This window comes from Alphaproteobacteria bacterium (genome assembly GCA_016722515.1).
Classification (GTDB): Bacteria; Pseudomonadota; Alphaproteobacteria; order Rickettsiales; family JADKJE01; genus JADKJE01.
In genome coordinates, this window is sequence record JADKJE010000001.1 from 267,094 (window position 1) to 288,677 (window position 21,584).

The window sequence follows — 21,584 nt, forward strand, 5'->3', positions numbered from 1 at the left end:
CACCCGATACCATCAAAGTCATCACCATCAACTTTGCATTAATCGAACGCTGCCTTATAAACCGATCAAACACTGACATACTAACTATTTTATTCCATCCCATTTATTAAGGGGGTGCAACCATGGATTCCCTTAACTTCAGCCACCCAATTATTCCCCACAACGCAATCGTAAGTTACTCGAGGGCTTATAGCCTATTTTATACCAATTGGCTATAAAATTTTGCCCAACCTTGGTGAGATAAATTGGCTCATTTGATGACATAAAAAGCGATGTAGAAAACATAGTTTTCACACATTCTATTGTTGATGATTGCGACCAACAATAGGTTTAACTGCCGGGCCGACTAAGCGCTTTAAAGAAAATTCTGATTGAATTGGCGGGTTTAGTGCAAATACATCCTTTTTTGCCTCCATAATCAACACCCCTTGAAAAGCTGGCATGATATATTTTCCAATCCATTCCCAAATTGGGGCGGCCTGAAGCAAAATAACATTTTCTGTCGGTGGATAAAACAGCGCTGTATTCAAACCGGTGACTCTAAATCGCACAAGATTAAGCAATTGCGATAATTGCATTGGATGAAAAGGGTGACCATATCCGAAGGGAGTTTGGTCGCCATGACTCCAAAATCCCCTGCGATTTGGAACCACCACCAGCATTTTCCCTCCTGGCTCAAGAATCCGCCAGCATTCCGCTAGAAATTCAGGCATACAATTACTGTACTCCAGTGCATGTAGCAACACAAGCCTGTCTAACGATTCATTCTCAATAGGAAGCTCGCACGTATCTGCAATACAACAACGTAAAGGCGACGTTGACAAACTATATTCTGGATGAACCATATGCGCTGGAATAATATGAAATGCTTTTGCTTCCTCAACCACCCCAAGAGTATAGCCAATTCCCACCGTAGGCACGTGGTGGCCACGACAAAATTTCTGAACATACGACACCAACACCCGATGGACTAATTCTCCCGGGTGAGAGTGATAAAATGCTGATAAAGCCATAATATCAGGTGCAAACATCACAAGCCTTCCCAAACCTACCTCTCATAGGTTAAAACAATCTACACGCATGGTCAATAAAAGCTTATGCTCCCCTATAGATACTGTCGGCACGAGATATTGGCCGACAAGCTACTGCATCGTATCTATACCGCAGCCAGAAAAGGGGCTGTATTTTTAGCATCACGCATAGCGATAGCACGCCACCATTTCAAGTGGAGAAAAGCCAAACCATAATCATTTCACTTATTTTTTATGGAAAACTATGTGCTTTCTGGTTAGGTAGACCCTGTGTACGTTGTGTCCAATATTTCTCTTCGATAGGATCTCTCCAGATAATTCAGGAAACATCTCGTGCAGGCAATATGCCAATTGACAAGGCTTGCTGATCCTTTGCAAATACGTATATCACCCGTTAAAACAACCATTAGGCACTACCTTCTTCTTCCATTATCACTTAACCGGACTTTCCCTCGTAGTTCTTGCGCTATGGATATTATGATATTTAGAACCCATGTCCTGATCATGCTCTGACCATGCAGAAACTATCGCCCGATCACGCACATAATTTTCGCACAAGAATCAATCCCTTTAAGCTCACTAAATATTTCAATTAATCCATAACACTCAGTTTTATTCTAAATTTATCTTTTATTTATTATACTTATACATAACATTTCTAGAACTTCATTTTTACAAGAATTTAGGTATTGCATAGAAAAGCAAGCTGTTATATAATGCCTAGAGTTATTTTTGGTTTCAGGTTTTACCTGGAATGTTTAAAGGATGGTTATGCCTATGTACAAAAAAATTGTCAGTGCTGCCGTTATTTCATTACTGGTAGCGGGTTGCAGCTGTAAGTCTTCAGTGAGGGTTCAGCCTATTCAACGTAAAGATAAGCTGCTTACCTGTAAAGAATTGGCTTTAGAGATCAACGAGGCAGAATATTTCCGTCGTGCGGCAGAGGTCAACAAAGACTCTCCGGTTGATATTTTCTTACCTCTTTGCTATGCCCACAGCCAGGAAAGCGCACAACGCGCCGTTAAATCTGCTGATGAACGCTTAGAATATCTTAATCATATTTATGATTTATTAGGTTGTGCGCGTCAACGCCCACCTAAACCTCCTGCTCCACCAACGGTGAAAGACTAGGATTAATAAAATTCAAAAACCCCGGCTAGCCGGGGTTTTTTTATGGGTCAAACGATACCATCTTACCCCATCAAACGTATCCGTTTCACAGACTGCGAATGATTGAATTGCGCCGGTAGCACAATGACCGTTGTGCTGAGTCTCTCATCTGTTTAAGCAGTCCTATTGTCGCAACGCCGAAATATTCCTGGCATAAGACGCTTCATTGCCGCCCCTAAAGACTGCGGATCCTGCTACTAATACATCGGCTCCTGCCTCAATGACCTGTTTGGCCGTTTCTGGGTTAATGCCCCCATCAACTTCCAAATCAATAACACGGCCACTAGCAGCAATTTTCTGCCTGATGATTTTAATTTTATGGAGCTGTGAAGCTATAAAGGATTGGCCACCAAAACCAGGATTGACCGTCATCACCAAAACGAGATCAATTTTATCCATAACATAATCGAGTAATTCTGGGGGTGAGCTTGGCACCAGTGACACGCCTGCTTTTTTTCCAAACGACTTAATTAAACTGATAGTCCGATCCAGATGAGCCGTTGCCTCAGCATGAACCGTAATAATATCGGCACCGGCCTTTGCAAAGGATTCAATATAAAGATCAACGGGCTGAATCATCAAATGCACATCAAATAGCTTAGATGAGCAGGGCCTTATAGCGTCTACGACTAAGGGGCCAATGGTGATATTGGGTACAAAATGACCATCCATCACATCGATATGGATATAATCAGCCCCGGCCCTATCAACCGCTTTTATTTCCTCACCCAGCCTAGCAAAATCAGCAGAAAGAATGGATGGGGCAATTTTAATAGGTCTCATAATTATCTCTAATACATGTTCTTGTTAATGGGTCGATGAGTGTAACAGATTTTATTCCCACTCGATAGTCCCTGGTGGTTTTGATGTAATATCATAAACCACCCGGTTCACACCTTTTACAGTGTTGATGATGCGGTTAGCCACTTTTTCTAAAAAGGACATTTCAAAATAATAAGCCTCAGCAGTCATTCCATCGACCGAAGTAACAGCCCTTAATCCACACACATATTCATAGGTTCTGGCATCACCCATAACGCCAACCGTCTGTACGGGTAATAAAACAGCAAAAGCCTGCCAGATAACATCATAAAGACCAGCATTCCTAATTTCACTGATATAGGCCGCATCCGCATTACGAAGTATTTCTAATTTCTCTTCAGTAATCTCACCTAAAACCCGAATAGCAAGTCCAGGTCCAGGGAATGGATGACGCCCAACCATTTCATCAGGCATGCCTAGCTCACGCCCTAATGCCCGTACCTCATCTTTAAATAATTCCCTCACTGGCTCAATTAAGCTCAAATTCATACGATCTGGCAAACCGCCAACATTATGGTGTGATTTGATCGTCACGGAAGCATCACCATGAACCGAGATCGATTCAATGACATCAGGATACAAGGTTCCCTGAGCTAAAAAGGTCGCCCCCTCAACTTTCTTGGCTTCTTCTTCAAAAATATCAATAAAGGTTTTGCCAATGATTTTGCGCTTTTGTTCTGGATCACTAATCCCTTTAAGCCGGTCTAAGAACAAGCGTTTTGCGTCCCTACGGATAAGTGGTACATGACCAAGGCGAACAAACATCTCTTCCACCTGTTGCGATTCATCTTTTCTAAGTAAACCGTGATCCACAAAAATACAGGTGACCTGGTCCCCCAATGCCTTATGCAATAACAGCGCAACCACAGAAGAGTCAACCCCGCCACTGACCCCGGCAATAACCTTGCCCTTTCCAACTTTTTTACGAATATCGTCAATGGCCTGCTGGAGAAAGGCTTGCATCGTCCAATCCCCTTTGCAATTAGCCACATTGCGAACAAAATTATGGATTAGTTTTGCTCCTGCAGGCGTATGGGTCACTTCAGGATGAAACTGCACACCATAAAAATGACGAGATTCATCGGCTACTGCAGCAAATGGAGCGTGTTGCGTTGTTGCAATGACGGAAAACCCCTGTGGCAAAGCAATGACCCTATCGCCATGACTCATCCATACCTGCTGAATACTATGAAGCTTCCAGACATCTTTGAATAGAGGTGATTCCCGTTCAACCGTAACGAAGGCCTTGCCAAATTCACGATGGTCTGAGGATTCAACTTTTCCTCCCAACAAATCACACATTAATTGCTGACCATAGCAAATACCAAGGATAGGAACCCCATATTCAAATACATCCATACCGATGCGTGGCGATCCATGCTTGCCGACTGAAGACGGGCCTCCAGATAAAATAATGGCTTTGGGCTTAAAATCCTCAAGCAACGAAGCAGAGACCTTATTATACGGATGGATCTCGCAATACACCCCCTCTTCCCTTACCCTTCTGGCAATAAGCTGGGTAACTTGTGAACCAAAGTCAATAATGAGAATTTTTTCATGGTGCTGCATAACTGGTCCTTAGGTTTCTAAACAATATTTTTTATGCTCTTTTTTAGCAGCTTTTGGCTCAAATGAGAAGTTATTTCAGCCTTGAATTTTTAACGATACTCGCCTATAACATTTATATGGGTTGAATGTTTTTATAGAATTATTAATCTTTATCTATAAGAATGATAAAAGCCATTTTTTATTATGGCTAAAAATCCAGCTAATAGCATAATAATGAACATTATTTAATAGAGAAAAAGGTAACAATGTCATCTTCTTTAGGTATTTTTTCTTTAATTGCTGCTGTTTTCTCGGTGCCTGCATCTTATGCTGCATTAAAATCGGGCTTTAGCAGTGCCGAGAGGAAAACCTTAAAATCAACGTTAGCCGCACTGGAAGAGATGGGGATTACCCCTGAAAAAGTTATTGAAATTCAAAAACAATTAGTTATCGAAGAAGTCGATTTGGTCCTCAGCGGAAAAGCCGCAGATATTGAGGTGAACAAAGCAGAAACGACCGAGAAAGCCCCTGTCATGGCACAAACACCTTCGGTTACTCCTGCTGAACCCGAGCAAACGCAGGCAGAAAAAGATTTAGAAAAAGCAAAGCTCATGGCTGAAGGGCTGGCAACCGGAGCAAAAGAAGCCCAAACAGAAGAAGAACTAACCATTCTTAAGAAAGAAGAGGAAGAAAAGAAAAAACAAGCCTATCGTATGCACTTAGAACAACAAGTGCTTAACGCTCTCAAAAAACTAAATAATAATAATCCGCAAAAGCTGACTTCTGAACGACGGTTCACTAAAACCGATGCTATAAAAGCACTAGAGCATCTCAGCCGCACCGGGCAAATCGACCTCAAAAGATTAGGGGAATTAAGCAAACCATTTACAGGCCCAACCCCACCACCACAACCAGGTGGCAGAGGCATTTAAATTGGGCCTCTTAATAGGTAACAGGAGCAATTGGGTTACTGGTTCTGCTTATCCGGTATAAACACCCCGTGCACTCTTCCTTTATGCGTCGTGGCTCCTGCAGTACCTGGGGCACTGGTTAACTCACTTTTCCCAGTGGCCATATTATAAACAAGATGGTCACCTTTTATAACATTCTTACCTTGAGTAAGAATGACATTGCCGTCTAACGTAACCAATTTTTTGTCCACATTATACTCTCCCTGCCTTCCAGATGCCGTTTCCTTTTCGGTGGTTAGGAATACTTTACCTATGACCTCAATCAAAGACACGGCACTTTGATCATTATTATCCTTTTTATCCCGGTAATGAACGATCATCTTTTCCGACCTGATAATAACAGAACCTTGAACCGCCTCTACATTGCCCAGAAAGGTTGCTAAATGCTTTTCCTGGTTAACAGACAGACTATCTGAATTAATTTCTACAGGTTTGGAGGAATCTTTTTCAGCCGCTAACGCTAGAGGAGAAGTTAATGCCATAAATCCGAGTAGCAGCATTGTCGTCAACGATGCTTTCACCATATATTAATCCTTCTTTTGGGGATAAAAAACTAACTTAACAGGTCCAGTAAAATCAACATTTTTGGCCTCTTTATTAAACATGAATCCTTTGGCATAAAGAGTTCCCATAGCATTTTGTACTTCAACGGGTTGTTGACCATAGGCGGTCCCTGAATCCATATCAATATGCACCTGTTCCGTTCTAAATTCCAAACCATTGGACAGCAAAATATCTACATGCCCCATAAGTTCAATAGCCTTTTTCTCTGCGTAAATGTGGCCCTTATCAGCAACTGCCTGCATGAGTAAACTTTTGCTTAAAGTCACATCTGCAGTAATTCCTTCTACATCAAAATTTCCATTATCAATCCGTACAGCAGAAACAGCCTGAATATCATATGGGTAGTTTGCACTGGTAATCCCCATAAAACGCGGGTTAGTCATTTTGTTGATAAGGGGGAATACTTTATTAATCATTGGGCTGATCAAACTGACGCGTTTTTTCCCTTGATCAATATTAGGAAGCACCAACAAGACCAGAATAAGAATAAGCCCCAATAACACAAGTATAGCTTTCGTCAAGCTCACCCATTTGGTATGATAAGCAACACCTTTCAACGAGATTTTGTGGACATCAGTCATATCCGGCTTATGTGCAACCATAAATAAAATTTACACCACACCAGCTTTGAGTATGTCATGAATATGGATCACACCTACCGGCTTCTCATTTTCAACGACAAACAGATTGGTAATTTTTTTAGAGTTCATAATGTTAAGCAATTCAGACACTAAGACATTCGGTTTCGTGGTAATAGGATTTTGGGTCATCACTTGATAAGCCAGCTTATCTAAGAAATCGTTCCCAAGTGTTCTCCTCAAATCACCGTCGGTAATAAAACCTGTTAGGTGCCCCCTATCATCGACGACTCCAGCACAACCCAACCCTTTGGAAGTAATGACCGAAAGGACTTCTTCCATTTTTGCCTGTTCATTAAGTAGTGGTACTGATTCACCGGTATGCATTAATTCTTTTACCCTGATAAAGGATGCACCCAATTTCCCGCCCGGATGAAACGTCCGAAAATGCTCTTCATTCAATCCTTTTCTTTCAAATAAGGCGATTGCTAGCGCATCACCAACTGCCAACATCATTGTAGTAGACGTAGTTGGGGCTTGCACCGATGAAGCTTCAGGGATTTCAGGTAAAATAAGCGCAACATCAGCTGCCTCAGCCAGGGTTGAAGTTTTTCGCCTAACAATACCGACCAGAGGAATAGCAAATCGTTTGCAGTACAGAATCATATCCCGCAATTCTTGGGTTTCTCCTGAATTAGATAAGAGCAACACCACATCATCTTTCGTAATCATCCCCAAATCGCCATGACTGGCTTCGGAAGGATGAACAAAATGTGAAGCAAGACCAGTAGAAGCAAACGTTGCAGCAATTTTCCTGGCAATATGGCCGCTCTTACCAATACCGCTTACAATCAGCTTTCCTTTTAAATCAGAAAGCATATCAAGCACACGTAAGAAGTCATCTCCAACCCACTGTTTCAAAGCTTGAAGTCCCTGAATTTCAAGATCAAGAACACGAAAAGCACTTTTCAAATCAGTCTCCTTACAATTAGTTGTATGGCTTTTATCTAATAACGCTTCCATATGATCCTTATTAATGGTCGAAAATTTTTGCGGGCGAATTCCATCCTCCCAGGTCAAGCTCAACGCGGGTTGGTAAGAAATCAAGACAACCACGCAATAAATGTTCGCGCTTTTCGCGCTTCAGCATGTCATCCAGCACATGTCTTATCTGATTGAGGTACAATACATCATTGGCTGCATAATGGAGTTGTGACTCACTTAAGTCAGCCCTCCCCCAATCCGATGATTGTTCCTGCTTAGAAATCTTGATATGCAGCAATTCCTGGCATAAAACTCTTAAACTATGTTCATCAGTATAGGTACGAGCAAGTCGCGAAGCTATTTTAGTACAATAGACATTCGTGGCCATCGCTCCTAAATATTGCTTCATAATAGCCATATCAAACCGGGCGAAATGGAAAATTTTAAGCACCTTGGGGTTTAAAAGTAAATGAACCAGATTCGGCGCATTAAACACATTATCACGAAACTGTACAACATGCCCCACACCATCTGTACCAGCTAACTGTACCAAGCACAGCCGATCCCGTGCATAATTAAGTCCCATTGCCTCGGTATCAATCGCAACCGACTCCTCAAAAACCACATCACCCGGTAAATCACCTTGGTGCAGCCTAATTTCTACCATGTCTAAACCTCATTATTTATATACCGTATTCTATATCATCCCCTGGCAAATACCAAGAAAAAAAGGGCCCCATAGGGGCCCTTTTTGGTAATAGAAAGGTTATACTCTAGAAAATGAAATCAGAGCTATCCAATGCAACACCACCCGTTATCACTTTAAATGACAGACCAGATTGAGTGTCTGACACGGTATAATCAATCTTATCGCCGGTTGCTGTGAACTCATTCCCCGCAGCAGAAATTGACAAGTGAGCGAAATCAAGTTGGTTGCCAATATGCGACAAGTCGATTTTATCTTCACCATGCACAAAGTGGACGATATCAGAAGCAGGAGCCGTTGAATCGCTGGCTGCATCGAATACAAAGGTATCATGTCCGCCATTGCCATATAATTCATCGATTCCAGCACCGGCATGAATCTCATCATTACCGCTTCCACCACGAACCACATCATTGCCAAGATCTCCATACAGTACGTTAGCCGCTGTAGAGTCTGAGTAATCGATAATATCATTGCCTTGACCGCCGCGAGCATTGTCTGCTACAGCTCCAGAACCAACAATCAAATCATCACCAGCATTCCCGTTGATGGTATCACCGCCATGCGTAGAGATAATGGTATCGTTTCCGTCACCACCAGAGATATTATCACCACCTGCAGAGCTGGTATATTTATCATTACCAGCCAGCAAATCAATCGTCGTATGACCAGTCGTGTTAGTAAGATCATCATTACCTGTGGTTACACCGGTTGTTACAGGTATGTTACCTTGACCTTGTGGAGTAAAGACGAAGTCATCCGCAGCCAAATTCCCAGAATAATTAACCACTAATTTCAAGCCAGTCGCTGTATTAGTAATCGTATCAACGCCATTGCTTTCGGTAATGGTCAAATCTGTGAAAGAACCAATATTCAAAGCAGAAATATCGAGCTTATCACCTTTAGCAAAGTCGGTAATCGTATCAGAAGACAGCGTTGTTGAATCACCAGCTGTTTCGAGTACGAACGTATCGACACCATCGCCACCGGTAAGTGAATCAGCACCCAGACCACCGAAGATTGTATCATTACCTGCATCACCGAGGATAACGTCATCACCTGTTTGACCACGTAATACGTCATCACCAGCGCCACCGCTTATATGATCATTACCAGCATCACCTTGGATTAAGTTATTTCCAGAGCCACCCGTTAAAGTGTCATCTCCATCACCACCATACACGGTATCATTGCCTGAACCAGCAACAATACTGTCATTACCCATATCACCGTATAAGGTGTTATGTGCAGTGGAGCGTGAGTAGTTGATAAAGTCATTATCTTGACCGCCACGGACAAAGTCTGCAATAGAACCAGAACCAACGATTGTATCAGCTCCTTTATTCCCATTGATCGAATCACCGCCAACACTAGAGATAATAGAATCATTACCATCATTTCCAGAAATCGTATCACCGCCTACTGCGCTTGTATAAATATCATTTCCAGCAAGCAGATCGATATTCACATGCCCCGGGCTTGAAAGAGTATCATCCCCAACAGTAGGTACAGCAGGCTCAGGATTTGGTTGTGGATCAGGATCGCTACCCGCAAACACAAAATCTGTCGCATCTAATATACCTGTATGGTTAACAAACAATTTCAAACCAGTTGCCGCATTCGTAATGGTTGCGATTCCTGCTGAGTCTGTAATGGTTAAATCACTGAATGACTTAATATCAACGAGTGCAGATAAGTCAATTTTGTCACCACCATGGGTAAAGTCTTTAATTTTATCAGCACCATTTTCAACAGAATCACCTGCTGTTTCGAAAACGAAAACATCGTTTCCAGTACCACCGGTCAATTGGTCAGCACCAATACCACCATAAATGGTGTCATTTCCAGCATTGCCATTGATTGTGTCATCACCGGTTTGGCCACGAAGCACGTCATCACCATCACCACCATTAATCTCGTCATTTCCGGCATCACCTTGGATCAGGTCGTTTCCACCATTACCACTTAACGAGTCGTTATCGTCACCGCCATAAATGGTATCATTACCCGAACCACCAGCAACCGTGTCGTTGCCATCATCACCATAGAGGGTATTGGTTCCAGACGATTGGCTGTAATCAATGTTGTCATCACCTTTACCGCCGCGAACAAAATCTGAACTGCTTCCCATACCGATGATTGTATCATCACCCGCATTACCGTTGATAGAATCTGTTCCGTCACCTGGAAGGATGTAATCATTTCCATCACCACCGTTCACGATATCATTACCACCTCTAGCATCGTAGAAATCATCACCACCCAAAAGATCAACGCTGTCTTGACCATCGGTACCGACAAGGCTGTCATTGCCGGAGGTAGGACCGTCTACGGTTACGTTAGGAATACCATTTGAATCATTTCCATTGATTAGAAAATCAGCGGCCGTTAAGTGTGTAGCGTTTGTTAAAACATCAATTTTAATACCAGCTGTCGTGTTAGCGACTTCAAAACCACCATTAATTTTAGTAATAACAAAGTCCGAAAACTTAAGTGTTGACACAACCGTAGTGATATTAATTCGATCACTACCTTGGGCAAAGTCCGTAATCGTCTGTACATATTGAACACCGGCTACCTGTCCAGCTTGGATGGTAAACAGATCATTGCCCGCTCCACCAGTCAGCCTTACATTGCCTTCCGTTGTGTAGAAAAGGTCATCGCCTTCACCCCCGTCAATGGTATCATTGCCTTCAGCATAAAGAGTATCATTTCCAGCACCACCATAGAGAGAATCATCTCCAGTACCACCATAGACTCGGTCACTTCCATCGCCTGCATCAATATAATCATTGCCGGCATCACCATTGAAAAACTCATCAAATCTACTGCCCTGAATGGTATCATTTCCATCCCCACCAGACAGCACATCCTGGCCATCCGTATCAGACGTATTATTGATTAAATCATTACCGATACCACCCGATACATTCTCAGCTCCACTACCAACAGTGATAATGGTATCATTACCAGAATCGCCATAGACATCTGAGTTACCGTTACCGTGGAAAATCACATCATGTCCTTCACCACCACGTAATACGTCATCACCGCCAGCACCATTAATCGTATCATTACCCGCGAGGGCATCAATGCTATCGTTATTAGTGGTTCCAACAAGATTATCATCATGTGGTGTAGCCACATTATGATTATGACCAGGCGTTGGGTCAGGGACAGGAGATTGTCCGAATTGGAAGATACTCGAAACCAATTCAGGAGAATGATTACAGAAAAAACCACTCAGTGTAATAGCTTGGTTTGCTGCAGGAATAACAATCAAAAGGTCGTTGTTCACATGCTCTATTTGAATGTCACTCATTGAGTAGACGCCAGGAAAACTCAGGAAGCTAATTTTATCACCATCATGAGCATTGAAATCTTTGATTAAGGTCGAACCGCCTTCTTTTTGGAATTCAAAAATATCAGCACCAGCACCGCCACCAACACGATCATTTCCAGTTCCGGTTATAATTTTATCGTTGCCGCAACCACCCCAAACAGTGTCATTACCCGCACCACCGTAAAGTGTATCGTTACCTTTACCTCCGCCGAGCCTGTCGTTTCCTTCGTCCCCAAAAATAATATCATTACCTTGGCCACCACCGATTGTGTCATCGCCTTGATTGCCGTTCAACAAATCATTTCCTGCATCACCATGCAGCTTGTCATTACCTAGGCCACCTGACAAGTAATCCTTGCCGGATCCACCGTACAGTGTGTCATTACCGCTATCGCCAGACAGCTGGTCGTCACCTGCGTCTCCGAGTAATCTATCGTTTCCATCATTACCATGGAGTCTGTCATTACCGCTTTGACCGCTGATAGTATCGTCGTTGCCACCTCCGTAGAGATTATCACTTCCATTTCCGCCATCGATTTTATCGTTGCCTTGCGATCCATAAACAGTATCATTTCCACCGTTGGCCTCAATTCTATCATTTGCCCCGAGACCATCGATATTATCAGCGCCATTAGTGCCCACCAAATGGTTGCTTTTAGCGTCACCCATAATTTGGTTTACCGTACCAGAAGTAGCTGAACCAGATGAACTAGATGAACTATTGACAACACCTAAAACTGATAAAGTTTGTGTTGCAACATGCGGATTACTTTGTATAGCCATAAACGAAACTCCTTGGTGAATACCTTAAATTTAGACTGACGCGAATTATAGAGCATAAACTGCTCTAGATCAAGCTCATTTCATTAAGAATTCAAGAAATCTTACTAGCCCTTATTAATCAAGCCTTCATCACGTCAAAAAAGAACCATATTTCAAAAAATATGCATCACCAACACAAAGAACAACAAAGTATCTAAAGTAAAAATAACAAACAACTAAAACAACGACTTAAAATAACCTTTTTTTATTATAAAAAACAAAGGATATGAATGAGCCATTGCACATATATCCAATACCAATTAAATGTCACAATACCACAACAATAAGGGCATGACAGAATTTAAAAAGCCCGAAAGCTCCGCAAAACTGACATTTTGTGGAGCTTTCAGGCAGATTATTAGAAAGCGAATTAGAATATAAAATCACCCGCGGATAAAGCGCTATTCGACGTAACCTCAATTATTATATGACTTGCGGAGATATTTACATAGTATTCACCGTGGCTCTCTGTAATCTCCAAATCACCGAAGCTTTTGCCAAGTGCAGACAAATCAATATAATCCTGACCCGTCACAAAATCGGTAATTGTATCCATATTTTGGGGATTTGATTGAGTATTAGCTACGAAATAAAAGACATCATTTCCATCGCCGCCGGTCAGGTCATTATTCCCTGTGCCTCCCCATATGGTATCATTGCCATTATCACCAGCAAGTACATCATTACCTGAGGATCCTTGGAGAATATCATTGCCATCACCTGCGCGCACATAATCGTTACCTGAGCCGCCGCAAATGTTGTCCCGGCCATCGCCACCAATGATTTGGTCATTATCATCTTGCCCGAGCAAGGTATTATTACCATGACCACCAAACAAGGTGTCCTCCCCCTTTCCGCCTTGCAAGTAGGTATCAACATACAGTGTCGAATAATTAAGCAAATCATTCGTATCTGCACCGTGGAATAATTGCTCAGAGGTATCACAGAAATTAAACAATGCACCATTTCCATGATTGGGCGCCATCGGTTCACCGTCACATCCACAATGATCCGTCTCATGACTAGGTGGAGTCGTTGGTGGAGTCTCAGGTGGTGTGGAAGGTGGAACTTCCGGAGGGCTCACCGGATCATGACATGAAGGCGTCTCTACGGGTGGAGTCGTCGGTGGAGTCTCAGGTGGTGTGGAAGGTGGAACTTCCGGAGGGATCACTGGATCATGACATGAAGGCGTCTCTACGGGTGGAGTCGTCGGTGGAGTCTCAGGTGGTGTGGAAGGTGGAACTTCCGGAGGGCTCACCGGATCATCACATGAAGGCGTCTCTACGGGCGGAGTCGTCGGTGGAGTCTCAGGTGGTGTGGAAGGTGGAACTTCCGGAGGGATCACTGGATCATCACATGAAGGCGTCTCTACGGGTGGAGTCGTCGGTGGAGTCTCAGGTGGTGTGGAAGGTGGAACTTCCGGAGGGATCACTGGATCATCACATGAAGGCGTCTCTGCTGGTGGAGTCGTTGGTGGAGTTTCCGGAGGTGTGGAAGGTGGAACTTCTGGAGGGATCACCGGATCATCACAGGGAGGCGTCTCTACTGGTGGAGTCGTCGGTGGAGTCGTGCCAAGAGAACTAAACGTAAAGTCGGTATCAGCAATACCGCCCAAATGATACCCTATAAAAATAACTTCTTGTCCGGTTTGGCCAATCGTTGCAATAACACTATTGGTTCCTTCGCTAAAATGAATATCGGTTGCGGTAATATTAGAGAAATTTCTTAAATCAACACGTTCATATCCCTTTTCAAAATCATTAATCGTAATCGTTCCGCCTTGCGATTCAAGAATAAAGTCATCTTCGCCCTTCCCGCCATTCATGGTATCATTGCCACTTCCGCCTACGAGGACATCATGCTCGACACCGCCGACAAGGCTGTCATTGTCTTTACCTCCATCCAGATAGTTGATATCATCACCACCTAAAAGTGTATCATTGCCTTCGCCACCGCAAAGCGTATCCCTGCCAGAACCGCCATTAATCGAATCATTCCCGGCATCCCCACGGATGGAATCATCGCCGCTTTCGCCTAAGATAGTATCATTGCCATCACCACCAGATAATGTGTCGTTTCCAGATTTATCATCGATGTAATCGTTCCCGTCTTCACCAAAGCTCACATCATCTCCAGCACCACCATTAAGATTATCCTCACCCGTACCGCCAAATACTGTATCATTACCTTCCTGGCCATAAAGCAGGTCGTTACCTGACCCTCCTGTTAAAAGGTCGTTACCTTGCCAGCCATAAAGTGAGTCATTTCCGTGATTTCCATAAAGGATATCATCGCCTGTAAATCCGAATAAACTGTCACTGCCATCACCGCCCAAAACGCTGTCATTCCCCGCATCCCCGATAATGGTATCATTCCCTGTTTCCCCATCGATGCTATCATTTCCATTCCCGCCAACGATTGAATCGTCACCTTCATAACCATAGATTGCTTCATCAGCACTTGTTCCTGTTAGAATATCATTATTAACAGTTCCTTTGATAACGGTCATAAAGTCCCCCGACTTAATTATGGTTCATACGTTAAAATGAAAGCAAAGCGATGCACTACTCGCAAGCGCACTTACATCTATAAAGGCAAATTATGAAAAAACGATTAATTGAAAAATCAAGTGCAGTTTTTTATGTATTGGCTAAAACCCCAACTCTTAGGTGGCTAGCCACCCGAAACTCATAGGAGCACAGGATGGTGCCCAGAAGAGGACTCGAACCTCCACACCTTGTGAGTACTAGCACCTGAAGCTAGCGCGTCTACCAATTCCGCCATCTGGGCATTATGCGATAAAAACAGACCCAAACGAATACGGTATAAAACCCTCAATGTCAAGCAGCCACGAAAAAACTTTGACTTGAAAGCCAAAGAGCACTATTTTTTTTATATCACGACAACACAAAAACCATTCAGGATTACCCATGACATGTTCAAACAAAATCGTAAGCATCATTGGCGGCTCAGGTTTTATTGGCAGTTATATTGTTCGTGCTTTTGCACAGCAAGGAGCACGCATCAAAGTCATCAGCCGTAATCCACAAAAATCGGACTATTTAAAAACATGCGGCACCGTTGGCCAAATTGAACTTATCCCAGCCAATATCTCTAACGAATCCGTCCTGCGTGATGCACTCCGAGGCAGTGATATCGTCATTAACGCCACAGGCATTTTATATGAAAAAGGCAGACAGCGTTTTGTAAAGATGCATTCCCAAATTCCTGAATCCATTGCTAAAGTAGCGAGTGAATTATCGATTCCTGTTTTTATCCATCTTTCCGCACTGGGTGCTAACCACGCCATAAGCTCAGCCTATGCTTCAAGCAAAATAAATGGTGAAAAGGCCGTGCTTGCTGCGTTTCCTAAAGCTACTATTTTGCGCCCCAGCGTTGTGTTTGGCCATGAAGATCAATTCTTTAATCTGTTTGGGCGCCTATCTGCCTTATCACCTATGTTGCCCTTGATTGGCGGAGGCAAAACACTCTTTCAGCCAGTTTACGTTGATGATATTGCCAAGGCCGTTGTCTTTTGCGCAACACATGCAGAGACTCAAGGAAATATTTATGAACTAGGCGGGCCTGATAAAGTTTCATTTAAACACATTCTTACGTTTATCCTCGAAAAAACACATCGTCACAGATTATTGTTACCGATACCTTTTACCGTAGCAAAAACCATGGGGATGTTCTTAAAATTGCTTCCTCATCCTCTCCTTACCGATGATCAGGTTGAGCTCCTTAAATATAACAATATTGTGGACGAGCACGCGCTTGGCTTTAAACATTTGGGGATCACTCCTCAAACATTTGAAATTATTGCTACAGAGTATTTAAGATAAACTAATTATCTTTATCCAACAAAATGACCATCTCGTCATCTCTGGCTAGGCCTAGTTGAGAGCGGGTTTGTTCATCCAACACATCAAGATCCAGTGAATTAGGACGCAATAATGATACACGGTGCTCAAGCTGCTGACGCTCCGTTTTGGTTTTTTCTAATTTAACTTTGGCTTCATCCAGTTGATGACCAAGTGTGACCATCGCCAGCGCTCCCCTATCACCGCTTAATGCATGGTAAGAAAAATAGCCTACCCCTAAAAAGTAGAGAACCATTAATCCTACCTGCAATGACTTATTTTTACGCCGCGGTCGCACCATATTATCCTTACTGAACACAATTATAGAATAGGAATAAAAGATTAACCTTTTCTTATCTTAAGTCAAATCATTACCCATGTTTAAACATGGTTTTAAGTAAACCAGGATAAACAGCATGATCTTCAAGTTCCTCTTCAATTCGAAGCAGTTCGTTATATTTAGCTAAACGATCCGAACGGCACAACGACCCGGTTTTGATCTGACCACAATTAGTGGCAACCGCTAAATGGGCTATCGTGGTATCTTCGGTTTCGCCAGAACGATGTGATAATATCGCACCATAGCCAGCACTCCGGGCAATGGTGATAGCTGTTAGTGTTTCTGTTAAGGTACCAATCTGGTTGGGTTTAACCAGCAAGGCGTTCGCCAGCCCTTGTGAAATTCCTTCGGAAAGGATTTCAGGGTTTGTCACAAACAAATCGTCACCCACTAACTGAATTTTATTTCCAAGCGATTGGGTCAGTATTTTCCAGCCTTCATGGTCATCTTCAGCCATACCATCTTCAATAGACGTAATCGGAAAGCGCGATACTAAATCTTCCCAATATTTGGTTAATTGTCCGCCATCAAGGGTTTTCCCCTCACCTTCCAGATGGTATTTACCATGCTTATAAAATTCAGAAGCAGCAGCATCTAGAGCAATCATGATATCTTCGCCTGGACGATAGCCGGCCTTTTCAATTGCTCTCATAATAAACCCCAGAGCTTCATCCGCGCTTTTGAGATTAGGCGCAAAACCACCTTCATCACCAACAGCCGTGATATGGCCATTTTCTTTCAGAAGGGCTTTTAAGGCATGGAACACTTCAACACCACCACGCAGTGCTTCAGAAAATGTTTCAAACCCAGAAGGAACGATCATAAACTCCTGAATATCAATAGGATTATCAGCATGTGCACCACCATTAATAATATTCATCATCGGTATTGGCAAAATATGCGCTGATAGCCCTCCAATATAACGGTATAGTGGTAAATCAACACTGAGAGCCGCCGCCTTAGCCGTCGCCAACGATACCCCGAGGATAGCATTTGCACCCAGTTTTGATTTAGTTTCAGTACCGTCCAACTCAATCAGACTTAAATCAATTTCGCGTTGATTAGTTGCATCCATCCCGGTAATCGCGTTAGCAATGTCGATACATACATGTTCGACGGCACGCTGGACACCTTTACCACCATAACGATCTTCTTTATCACGTAATTCATTGGCTTCTTTTTTGCCGGTTGAGGCACCACTGGGAACCGCGGCCCGGCCTATGGACCCATCTTCCAACTCAACATCAACTTCAATTGTTGGATTACCTCGGCTGTCTAGAATTTCACGTGCAAATACATCGATAATATCAACCATCTTAACTCTCCTTATGATACACTTATACGGAAGGTTTTAGCCGTCTCACCAAAAGAATGCAATAGGCTTGTTACATGTTTTTTTAACATAAACCAAAAAAAAGATTCCATCTTTGCAATATCACTTTATAATCCGGGCGTTATAACATTTCTATTTCCAATGGAGGAACCATGCTATTTATCGCAGATGCATTTGCCCAGGCGGCCCCAGCAGTCACAGATCCAAACGCTACAATCGGTGGAATTCCGAGTTCGATTTTTCAGATCGTTGCGTTGGTCGCTATTTTCTATTTTCTCCTGATTCGCCCGCAAATGAAAAAAAGCAAAGAACAGCGCGAATTGGTTGCTGCCTTGCAAAAAGGAGACAAAGTAGTCACCAATAGTGGTATCATTGCCACCATTGCGAAAGTAGAACCGAGCGATCAAACCTTCATCATTGAAATTGCCCCGCAGGTTAAAATCAAAATCCTTCAATCTTTTGTGACCAGTAAATTTAATCCAGATGCTCAACAGGCCAAAAACACCTCTACTAAGGAAGAAAAAGCAGTTGAAAATAAATCTTCAGACAACGAAAAATCTGAGATTGACAATCCTGCTGCATCTTAATCAATCCCTATTCCTATAAGAGTGTTCCCTTTATGCTTGGATTAAACCGTTGGAAAATTTAATTATTCTTTTTGTTGTTCTTGGAGGTAGTATTCTTGCGCTTCCAAGTATGCTTCCAGTCTCGGCTGTGGGGTATATTCCAAGCTGGTTAAGGGGACCCTCTATAAACTTGGGTTTGGATTTAAGAGGCGGTTCTTATTTATTACTCGAAGTCGATACAGGCACTTACTTTAATGAACAAATGTCATTCCTTGAAGACTCTGTCAGGCAAAATCTGCGCAAAAGTCATATAGGTTATAAAAACCTGAAGCATAATGCTTCATCCGTTACCTTAGATATCCTGCGCACGGATGATATTGATGCGGTGAAAAAGGGATTGCTCGATGTAAATTCTCAACTCACCCTTGATGTTAACAACGGTACGGTGGTTGCTTCATTAAGTCCAGCACAACAAACACAAATTGCCAAACAAGTTATTGGCCAATCGATCGAAATTATCCGCCGTCGTATCGATGAAACCGGAACCAAGGAACCGGATATCCAACAACAAGGTGAAAATCGCATCCTGTTGCAAATGCCAGGTGTTGAAAATCCAGAACAAATAAAATCGATCCTTGGTAAGACGGCTAAACTGACGTTCCACATGGTCGATGCACATGTCAGTCCTTCCGATATTGCCCAAGGTCGAATTCCACTTGATACTCAAGTTCTGCCACTTGAGGATAGCCATCGTGAAAACCATAAGCTTGCCATCAAACGGCAGTCTCTTTTATCGGGTGATATGTTAACCAATGCTTCATCTACCTACAGTCAGGGACAAGCTGTTGTTAGTTTTACATTTAACCAGGCAGGTGCACAAAAATTTGCGGAAGTCACCCGTGAGAATATCGGTAAGGCTTTTGCAGTTGTACTGGATGATAAAATCATAACAGCTCCCGTAATCCAGTCCGCCATTTTAGGTGGAAGCGGCATTATTACCGGAAATTTCACCATTGAATCCGCAGAAGAATTAGCACTTCTGTTACGAGCCGGTGCGTTACCTGCGCCGTTACATATTGTTGAAGAACGTACCGTAGGCCCTAGCCTTGGTAATGATTCTATTGCAGCTGGAAAATTCTCAGCGATTGTTGGTGTCTGTTTTATTATTGTCTTTATTTCCTGCCTCTATGGATTATTTGGTATTATTGCCAGTATTGCATTGCTGGTGAACTTAATCTTGTTGATGGCAGGCCTTTCTGTACTCCAGGCCACCTTAACTCTACCAGGTATTGCCGGTATTGCCCTAAGCCTTGGTATGACTGTGGATGCCAACGTGTTAATATTTGAACGCATCAAAGAAGAAATCCGCAAGGGCAGCTCCGTTATTGCCAGTATTGATAGAGGGTTTAAACATGCCTTTGGTACGATTATCGATGCGCACCTCACCGCATTGCTGGCTGCGTTTCTGCTATTTACGTTGGGTAACGGCCCTATCAAAGGGTTCGGAGTTACGTTATCCATCGGCTTGATTTGTTCACTGTTTACAGCCATTACATTTACTCGCTTGCTCATTTATGTATGGTTGAAATTAGCAAAGCCAAAACATTTAACTTGCTAGGCATTTTTCTTTTATGTTATAGTCATTATCAGGGGATGATTATAATTTATGGGGAATCTTGCTATGCTTACACGTCTTATTGCCACCACGCTTGCATTAACATTGGTCTCAACAACAGCTCTGGCGTCTCAATACAGCGGAAACGAACCAATGGATCAGGTAATTAGTTATGCAATGGATCACAACCCAGTAGCGTTAAGCTACATGATGAAAGAAACACCATCAACACTCAGGGATTATTTTGAACGTCACCCAGAGGATGCCAAAATACTCGCATCACGTTATTGGGGATTAGTGGATTCACCCAAAGCGAGCACATCTGCCAACAATCACATCAGGCCACTTCCCGCACCATCAGCAGTTACCACGATTCAACAGATGAGCCATATTGAAACATCAGCTGGACCTAATCATTATCAATTGGCTGTGGTTCCGCTAGGCAATCCTTATATGATGATGGAACACAATCGAACAACGTCTATCTCCGACAGCCCTTTCCCAGACAGCACTAAAAAAGAAACATCGGCAAACGCTGCCATAGATTCACCTGCTGATGCGGCCCCAAAAGGTAAAGAGACAACGATAAAATCAGATCCGAAAATATCTTCAAAACAACCCTCGTCTAACTCAGCTAACGTTGCGGTTAAAAGCACCATAAATAACCAGCATGCTTCGAATAAACATCCATCGAAGCCAAAAGAACAACGTGGTAATGAACAAGATTCTACAGAGCCTCATCAGGCTGAAGCAATTTCTGCTCTTAAACCGAGTTTAAAGCCTGAAGTTATCTCAACTTCAAATACGCTGGCCGATACAGGAAAACAACCATCCAACGTCACCACACAGTCCACAGGTGGCTCGTCTAAACACAATAAACGCAATTGGGCAACCCCCGTTGAAAAGGATGCGGCACCTGATTCTGTTCATAAAGGCACAGATGTCGAAAAAAATAAATAAGCCAATGCAGTGAATTTACGTTCCTTAATTAAGCACGTTTACCTTTGCTGCTTTGTTACCAAGACGCGGCTCAAATCGATACGAAGATAAAAGCTTTTCTTTCACAGCATTTTGTTGCTCAAAACGCCGGTTTAAAGAGTCCAGTGGTCGGACAATATTCCAAAATTGTGGGACAGCCGGCGGCCTGTTCTAAAATGAAGTGCAACACCTATTTGATTATCTGTTTTGACAAAAAACATCATAAGGTGTTGCACTTCATTTTGGAACAGGCCATTTAACCCCCTATTTCTTATTTTACGACACTATTATCTTCGCAGTTTACATCATCACAGAATGAATCTGGTTGAATTCTGATCCCTGAATCATAT

Annotated in this window: 17 protein-coding genes, 1 tRNA gene and 1 pseudogene; 6 read left to right on the forward strand and 13 right to left on the reverse strand. The window is 42.8% G+C overall.

Going from position 1 to position 21,584, the window contains the following annotated elements:
- Positions 1 to 299 precede the first annotated feature (299 nt).
- Both IPP74_01180 and IPP74_01185 read right to left on the reverse strand, forming a co-directional pair.
- Positions 300 to 1,034 carry a methyltransferase domain-containing protein gene (locus tag IPP74_01180; protein MBL0317913.1) on the reverse strand — a complete coding sequence of 245 codons (735 nt, stop codon included), beginning with the start codon at positions 1,032 to 1,034 and terminating at the stop codon, positions 300 to 302.
- A gap of 122 nt (positions 1,035 to 1,156) precedes the next feature.
- Positions 1,157 to 1,237: pseudogene (locus IPP74_01185) on the reverse strand (IS5/IS1182 family transposase).
- Positions 1,238 to 1,802: 565 nt separating this feature from the next.
- On the opposite strand from IPP74_01185, the gene IPP74_01190 reads away from it, so the two are divergent.
- The gene (locus tag IPP74_01190) at positions 1,803 to 2,162 is read left to right on the forward strand and encodes a hypothetical protein (GenBank protein ID MBL0317914.1); all 360 of its coding nucleotides are present in this window, start codon (positions 1,803 to 1,805) and stop codon (positions 2,160 to 2,162) included.
- 162 nt (positions 2,163 to 2,324) lie between these two features.
- On the opposite strand, the gene IPP74_01195 is transcribed toward IPP74_01190, so the two are convergent.
- Together IPP74_01195 and guaA are read right to left on the reverse strand one after the other, a co-directional pair.
- Positions 2,325 to 2,984 (reverse strand): ribulose-phosphate 3-epimerase, encoded by a 660-nt coding sequence (locus IPP74_01195; protein ID MBL0317915.1) that lies wholly within the window; start codon positions 2,982 to 2,984, stop codon positions 2,325 to 2,327.
- A gap of 51 nt (positions 2,985 to 3,035) precedes the next feature.
- Complete coding sequence (gene guaA, locus IPP74_01200; GenBank protein MBL0317916.1) at positions 3,036 to 4,592, reverse strand: glutamine-hydrolyzing GMP synthase; 1,557 nt, start codon at positions 4,590 to 4,592, stop codon at positions 3,036 to 3,038.
- A 245-nt stretch (positions 4,593 to 4,837) separates the two neighbouring features.
- On the opposite strand from guaA, the gene IPP74_01205 reads away from it, so the two are divergent.
- Complete coding sequence (locus tag IPP74_01205) at positions 4,838 to 5,503, forward strand: hypothetical protein (protein ID MBL0317917.1); 666 nt, start codon at positions 4,838 to 4,840, stop codon at positions 5,501 to 5,503.
- A 35-nt stretch (positions 5,504 to 5,538) separates the two neighbouring features.
- On the opposite strand, the gene lptA is transcribed toward IPP74_01205, so the two are convergent.
- The 7 genes from lptA to IPP74_01240 form a co-directional block, all read right to left on the reverse strand.
- Positions 5,539 to 6,066 (reverse strand): lipopolysaccharide transport periplasmic protein LptA, encoded by a 528-nt coding sequence (lptA, locus tag IPP74_01210; protein ID MBL0317918.1) that lies wholly within the window; start codon positions 6,064 to 6,066, stop codon positions 5,539 to 5,541.
- 3 nt (positions 6,067 to 6,069) lie between these two features.
- Entirely contained in the window at positions 6,070 to 6,708 is a 639-nt protein-coding gene (lptC, locus tag IPP74_01215; protein MBL0317919.1) for an LPS export ABC transporter periplasmic protein LptC, read from the reverse strand.
- Positions 6,709 to 6,717: 9 nt separating this feature from the next.
- Positions 6,718 to 7,707 (reverse strand): KpsF/GutQ family sugar-phosphate isomerase, encoded by a 990-nt coding sequence (locus IPP74_01220; GenBank protein MBL0317920.1) that lies wholly within the window; start codon positions 7,705 to 7,707, stop codon positions 6,718 to 6,720.
- Between the two features lie 10 nt (positions 7,708 to 7,717).
- On the reverse strand, positions 7,718 to 8,335 hold the full coding sequence (locus IPP74_01225; GenBank protein ID MBL0317921.1) for a ribonuclease D: 618 nt from the start codon (positions 8,333 to 8,335) through the stop codon (positions 7,718 to 7,720).
- Between the two features lie 106 nt (positions 8,336 to 8,441).
- Positions 8,442 to 12,500: a M10 family metallopeptidase C-terminal domain-containing protein gene (locus IPP74_01230; protein MBL0317922.1), complete on the reverse strand. Its 4,059-nt coding sequence runs from the start codon at positions 12,498 to 12,500 to the stop codon at positions 8,442 to 8,444.
- A 409-nt stretch (positions 12,501 to 12,909) separates the two neighbouring features.
- Positions 12,910 to 15,048, reverse strand: a complete 2,139-nt coding sequence (locus tag IPP74_01235) for a hypothetical protein (GenBank protein ID MBL0317923.1) — start codon at positions 15,046 to 15,048, stop codon at positions 12,910 to 12,912.
- A 195-nt stretch (positions 15,049 to 15,243) separates the two neighbouring features.
- A tRNA-Leu gene (locus IPP74_01240) sits at positions 15,244 to 15,329 on the reverse strand.
- Between the two features lie 140 nt (positions 15,330 to 15,469).
- Between IPP74_01240 and IPP74_01245 the strand changes: the two genes are divergently transcribed.
- On the forward strand, positions 15,470 to 16,384 hold the full coding sequence (locus IPP74_01245) for a complex I NDUFA9 subunit family protein (GenBank protein MBL0317924.1): 915 nt from the start codon (positions 15,470 to 15,472) through the stop codon (positions 16,382 to 16,384).
- Between the two features lies 1 nt (position 16,385).
- Here the strand turns inward: IPP74_01245 and IPP74_01250 are convergent, their stop codons facing one another.
- Together IPP74_01250 and eno are read right to left on the reverse strand one after the other, a co-directional pair.
- Positions 16,386 to 16,703 (reverse strand): septum formation initiator family protein, encoded by a 318-nt coding sequence (locus IPP74_01250; GenBank protein MBL0317925.1) that lies wholly within the window; start codon positions 16,701 to 16,703, stop codon positions 16,386 to 16,388.
- Between the two features lie 70 nt (positions 16,704 to 16,773).
- Positions 16,774 to 18,057 (reverse strand): phosphopyruvate hydratase, encoded by a 1,284-nt coding sequence (gene eno, locus IPP74_01255; GenBank protein ID MBL0317926.1) that lies wholly within the window; start codon positions 18,055 to 18,057, stop codon positions 16,774 to 16,776.
- A 170-nt stretch (positions 18,058 to 18,227) separates the two neighbouring features.
- Here eno and yajC point away from each other — a divergent pair, with 170 nt between their 5' ends.
- The 3 genes from yajC to IPP74_01270 all read left to right on the forward strand — a co-directional run bounded on the left by yajC (position 18,228) and on the right by IPP74_01270 (position 21,216).
- The gene (gene yajC / locus IPP74_01260; protein ID MBL0317927.1) at positions 18,228 to 18,662 is read left to right on the forward strand and encodes a preprotein translocase subunit YajC; all 435 of its coding nucleotides are present in this window, start codon (positions 18,228 to 18,230) and stop codon (positions 18,660 to 18,662) included.
- 109 nt (positions 18,663 to 18,771) lie between these two features.
- The gene (gene secD, locus IPP74_01265; protein ID MBL0317928.1) at positions 18,772 to 20,259 is read left to right on the forward strand and encodes a protein translocase subunit SecD; all 1,488 of its coding nucleotides are present in this window, start codon (positions 18,772 to 18,774) and stop codon (positions 20,257 to 20,259) included.
- A 63-nt stretch (positions 20,260 to 20,322) separates the two neighbouring features.
- Positions 20,323 to 21,216, forward strand: coding sequence for a hypothetical protein (locus IPP74_01270; protein ID MBL0317929.1), 894 nt, complete (start codon positions 20,323 to 20,325; stop codon positions 21,214 to 21,216).
- Positions 21,217 to 21,584 lie beyond the last annotated feature (368 nt).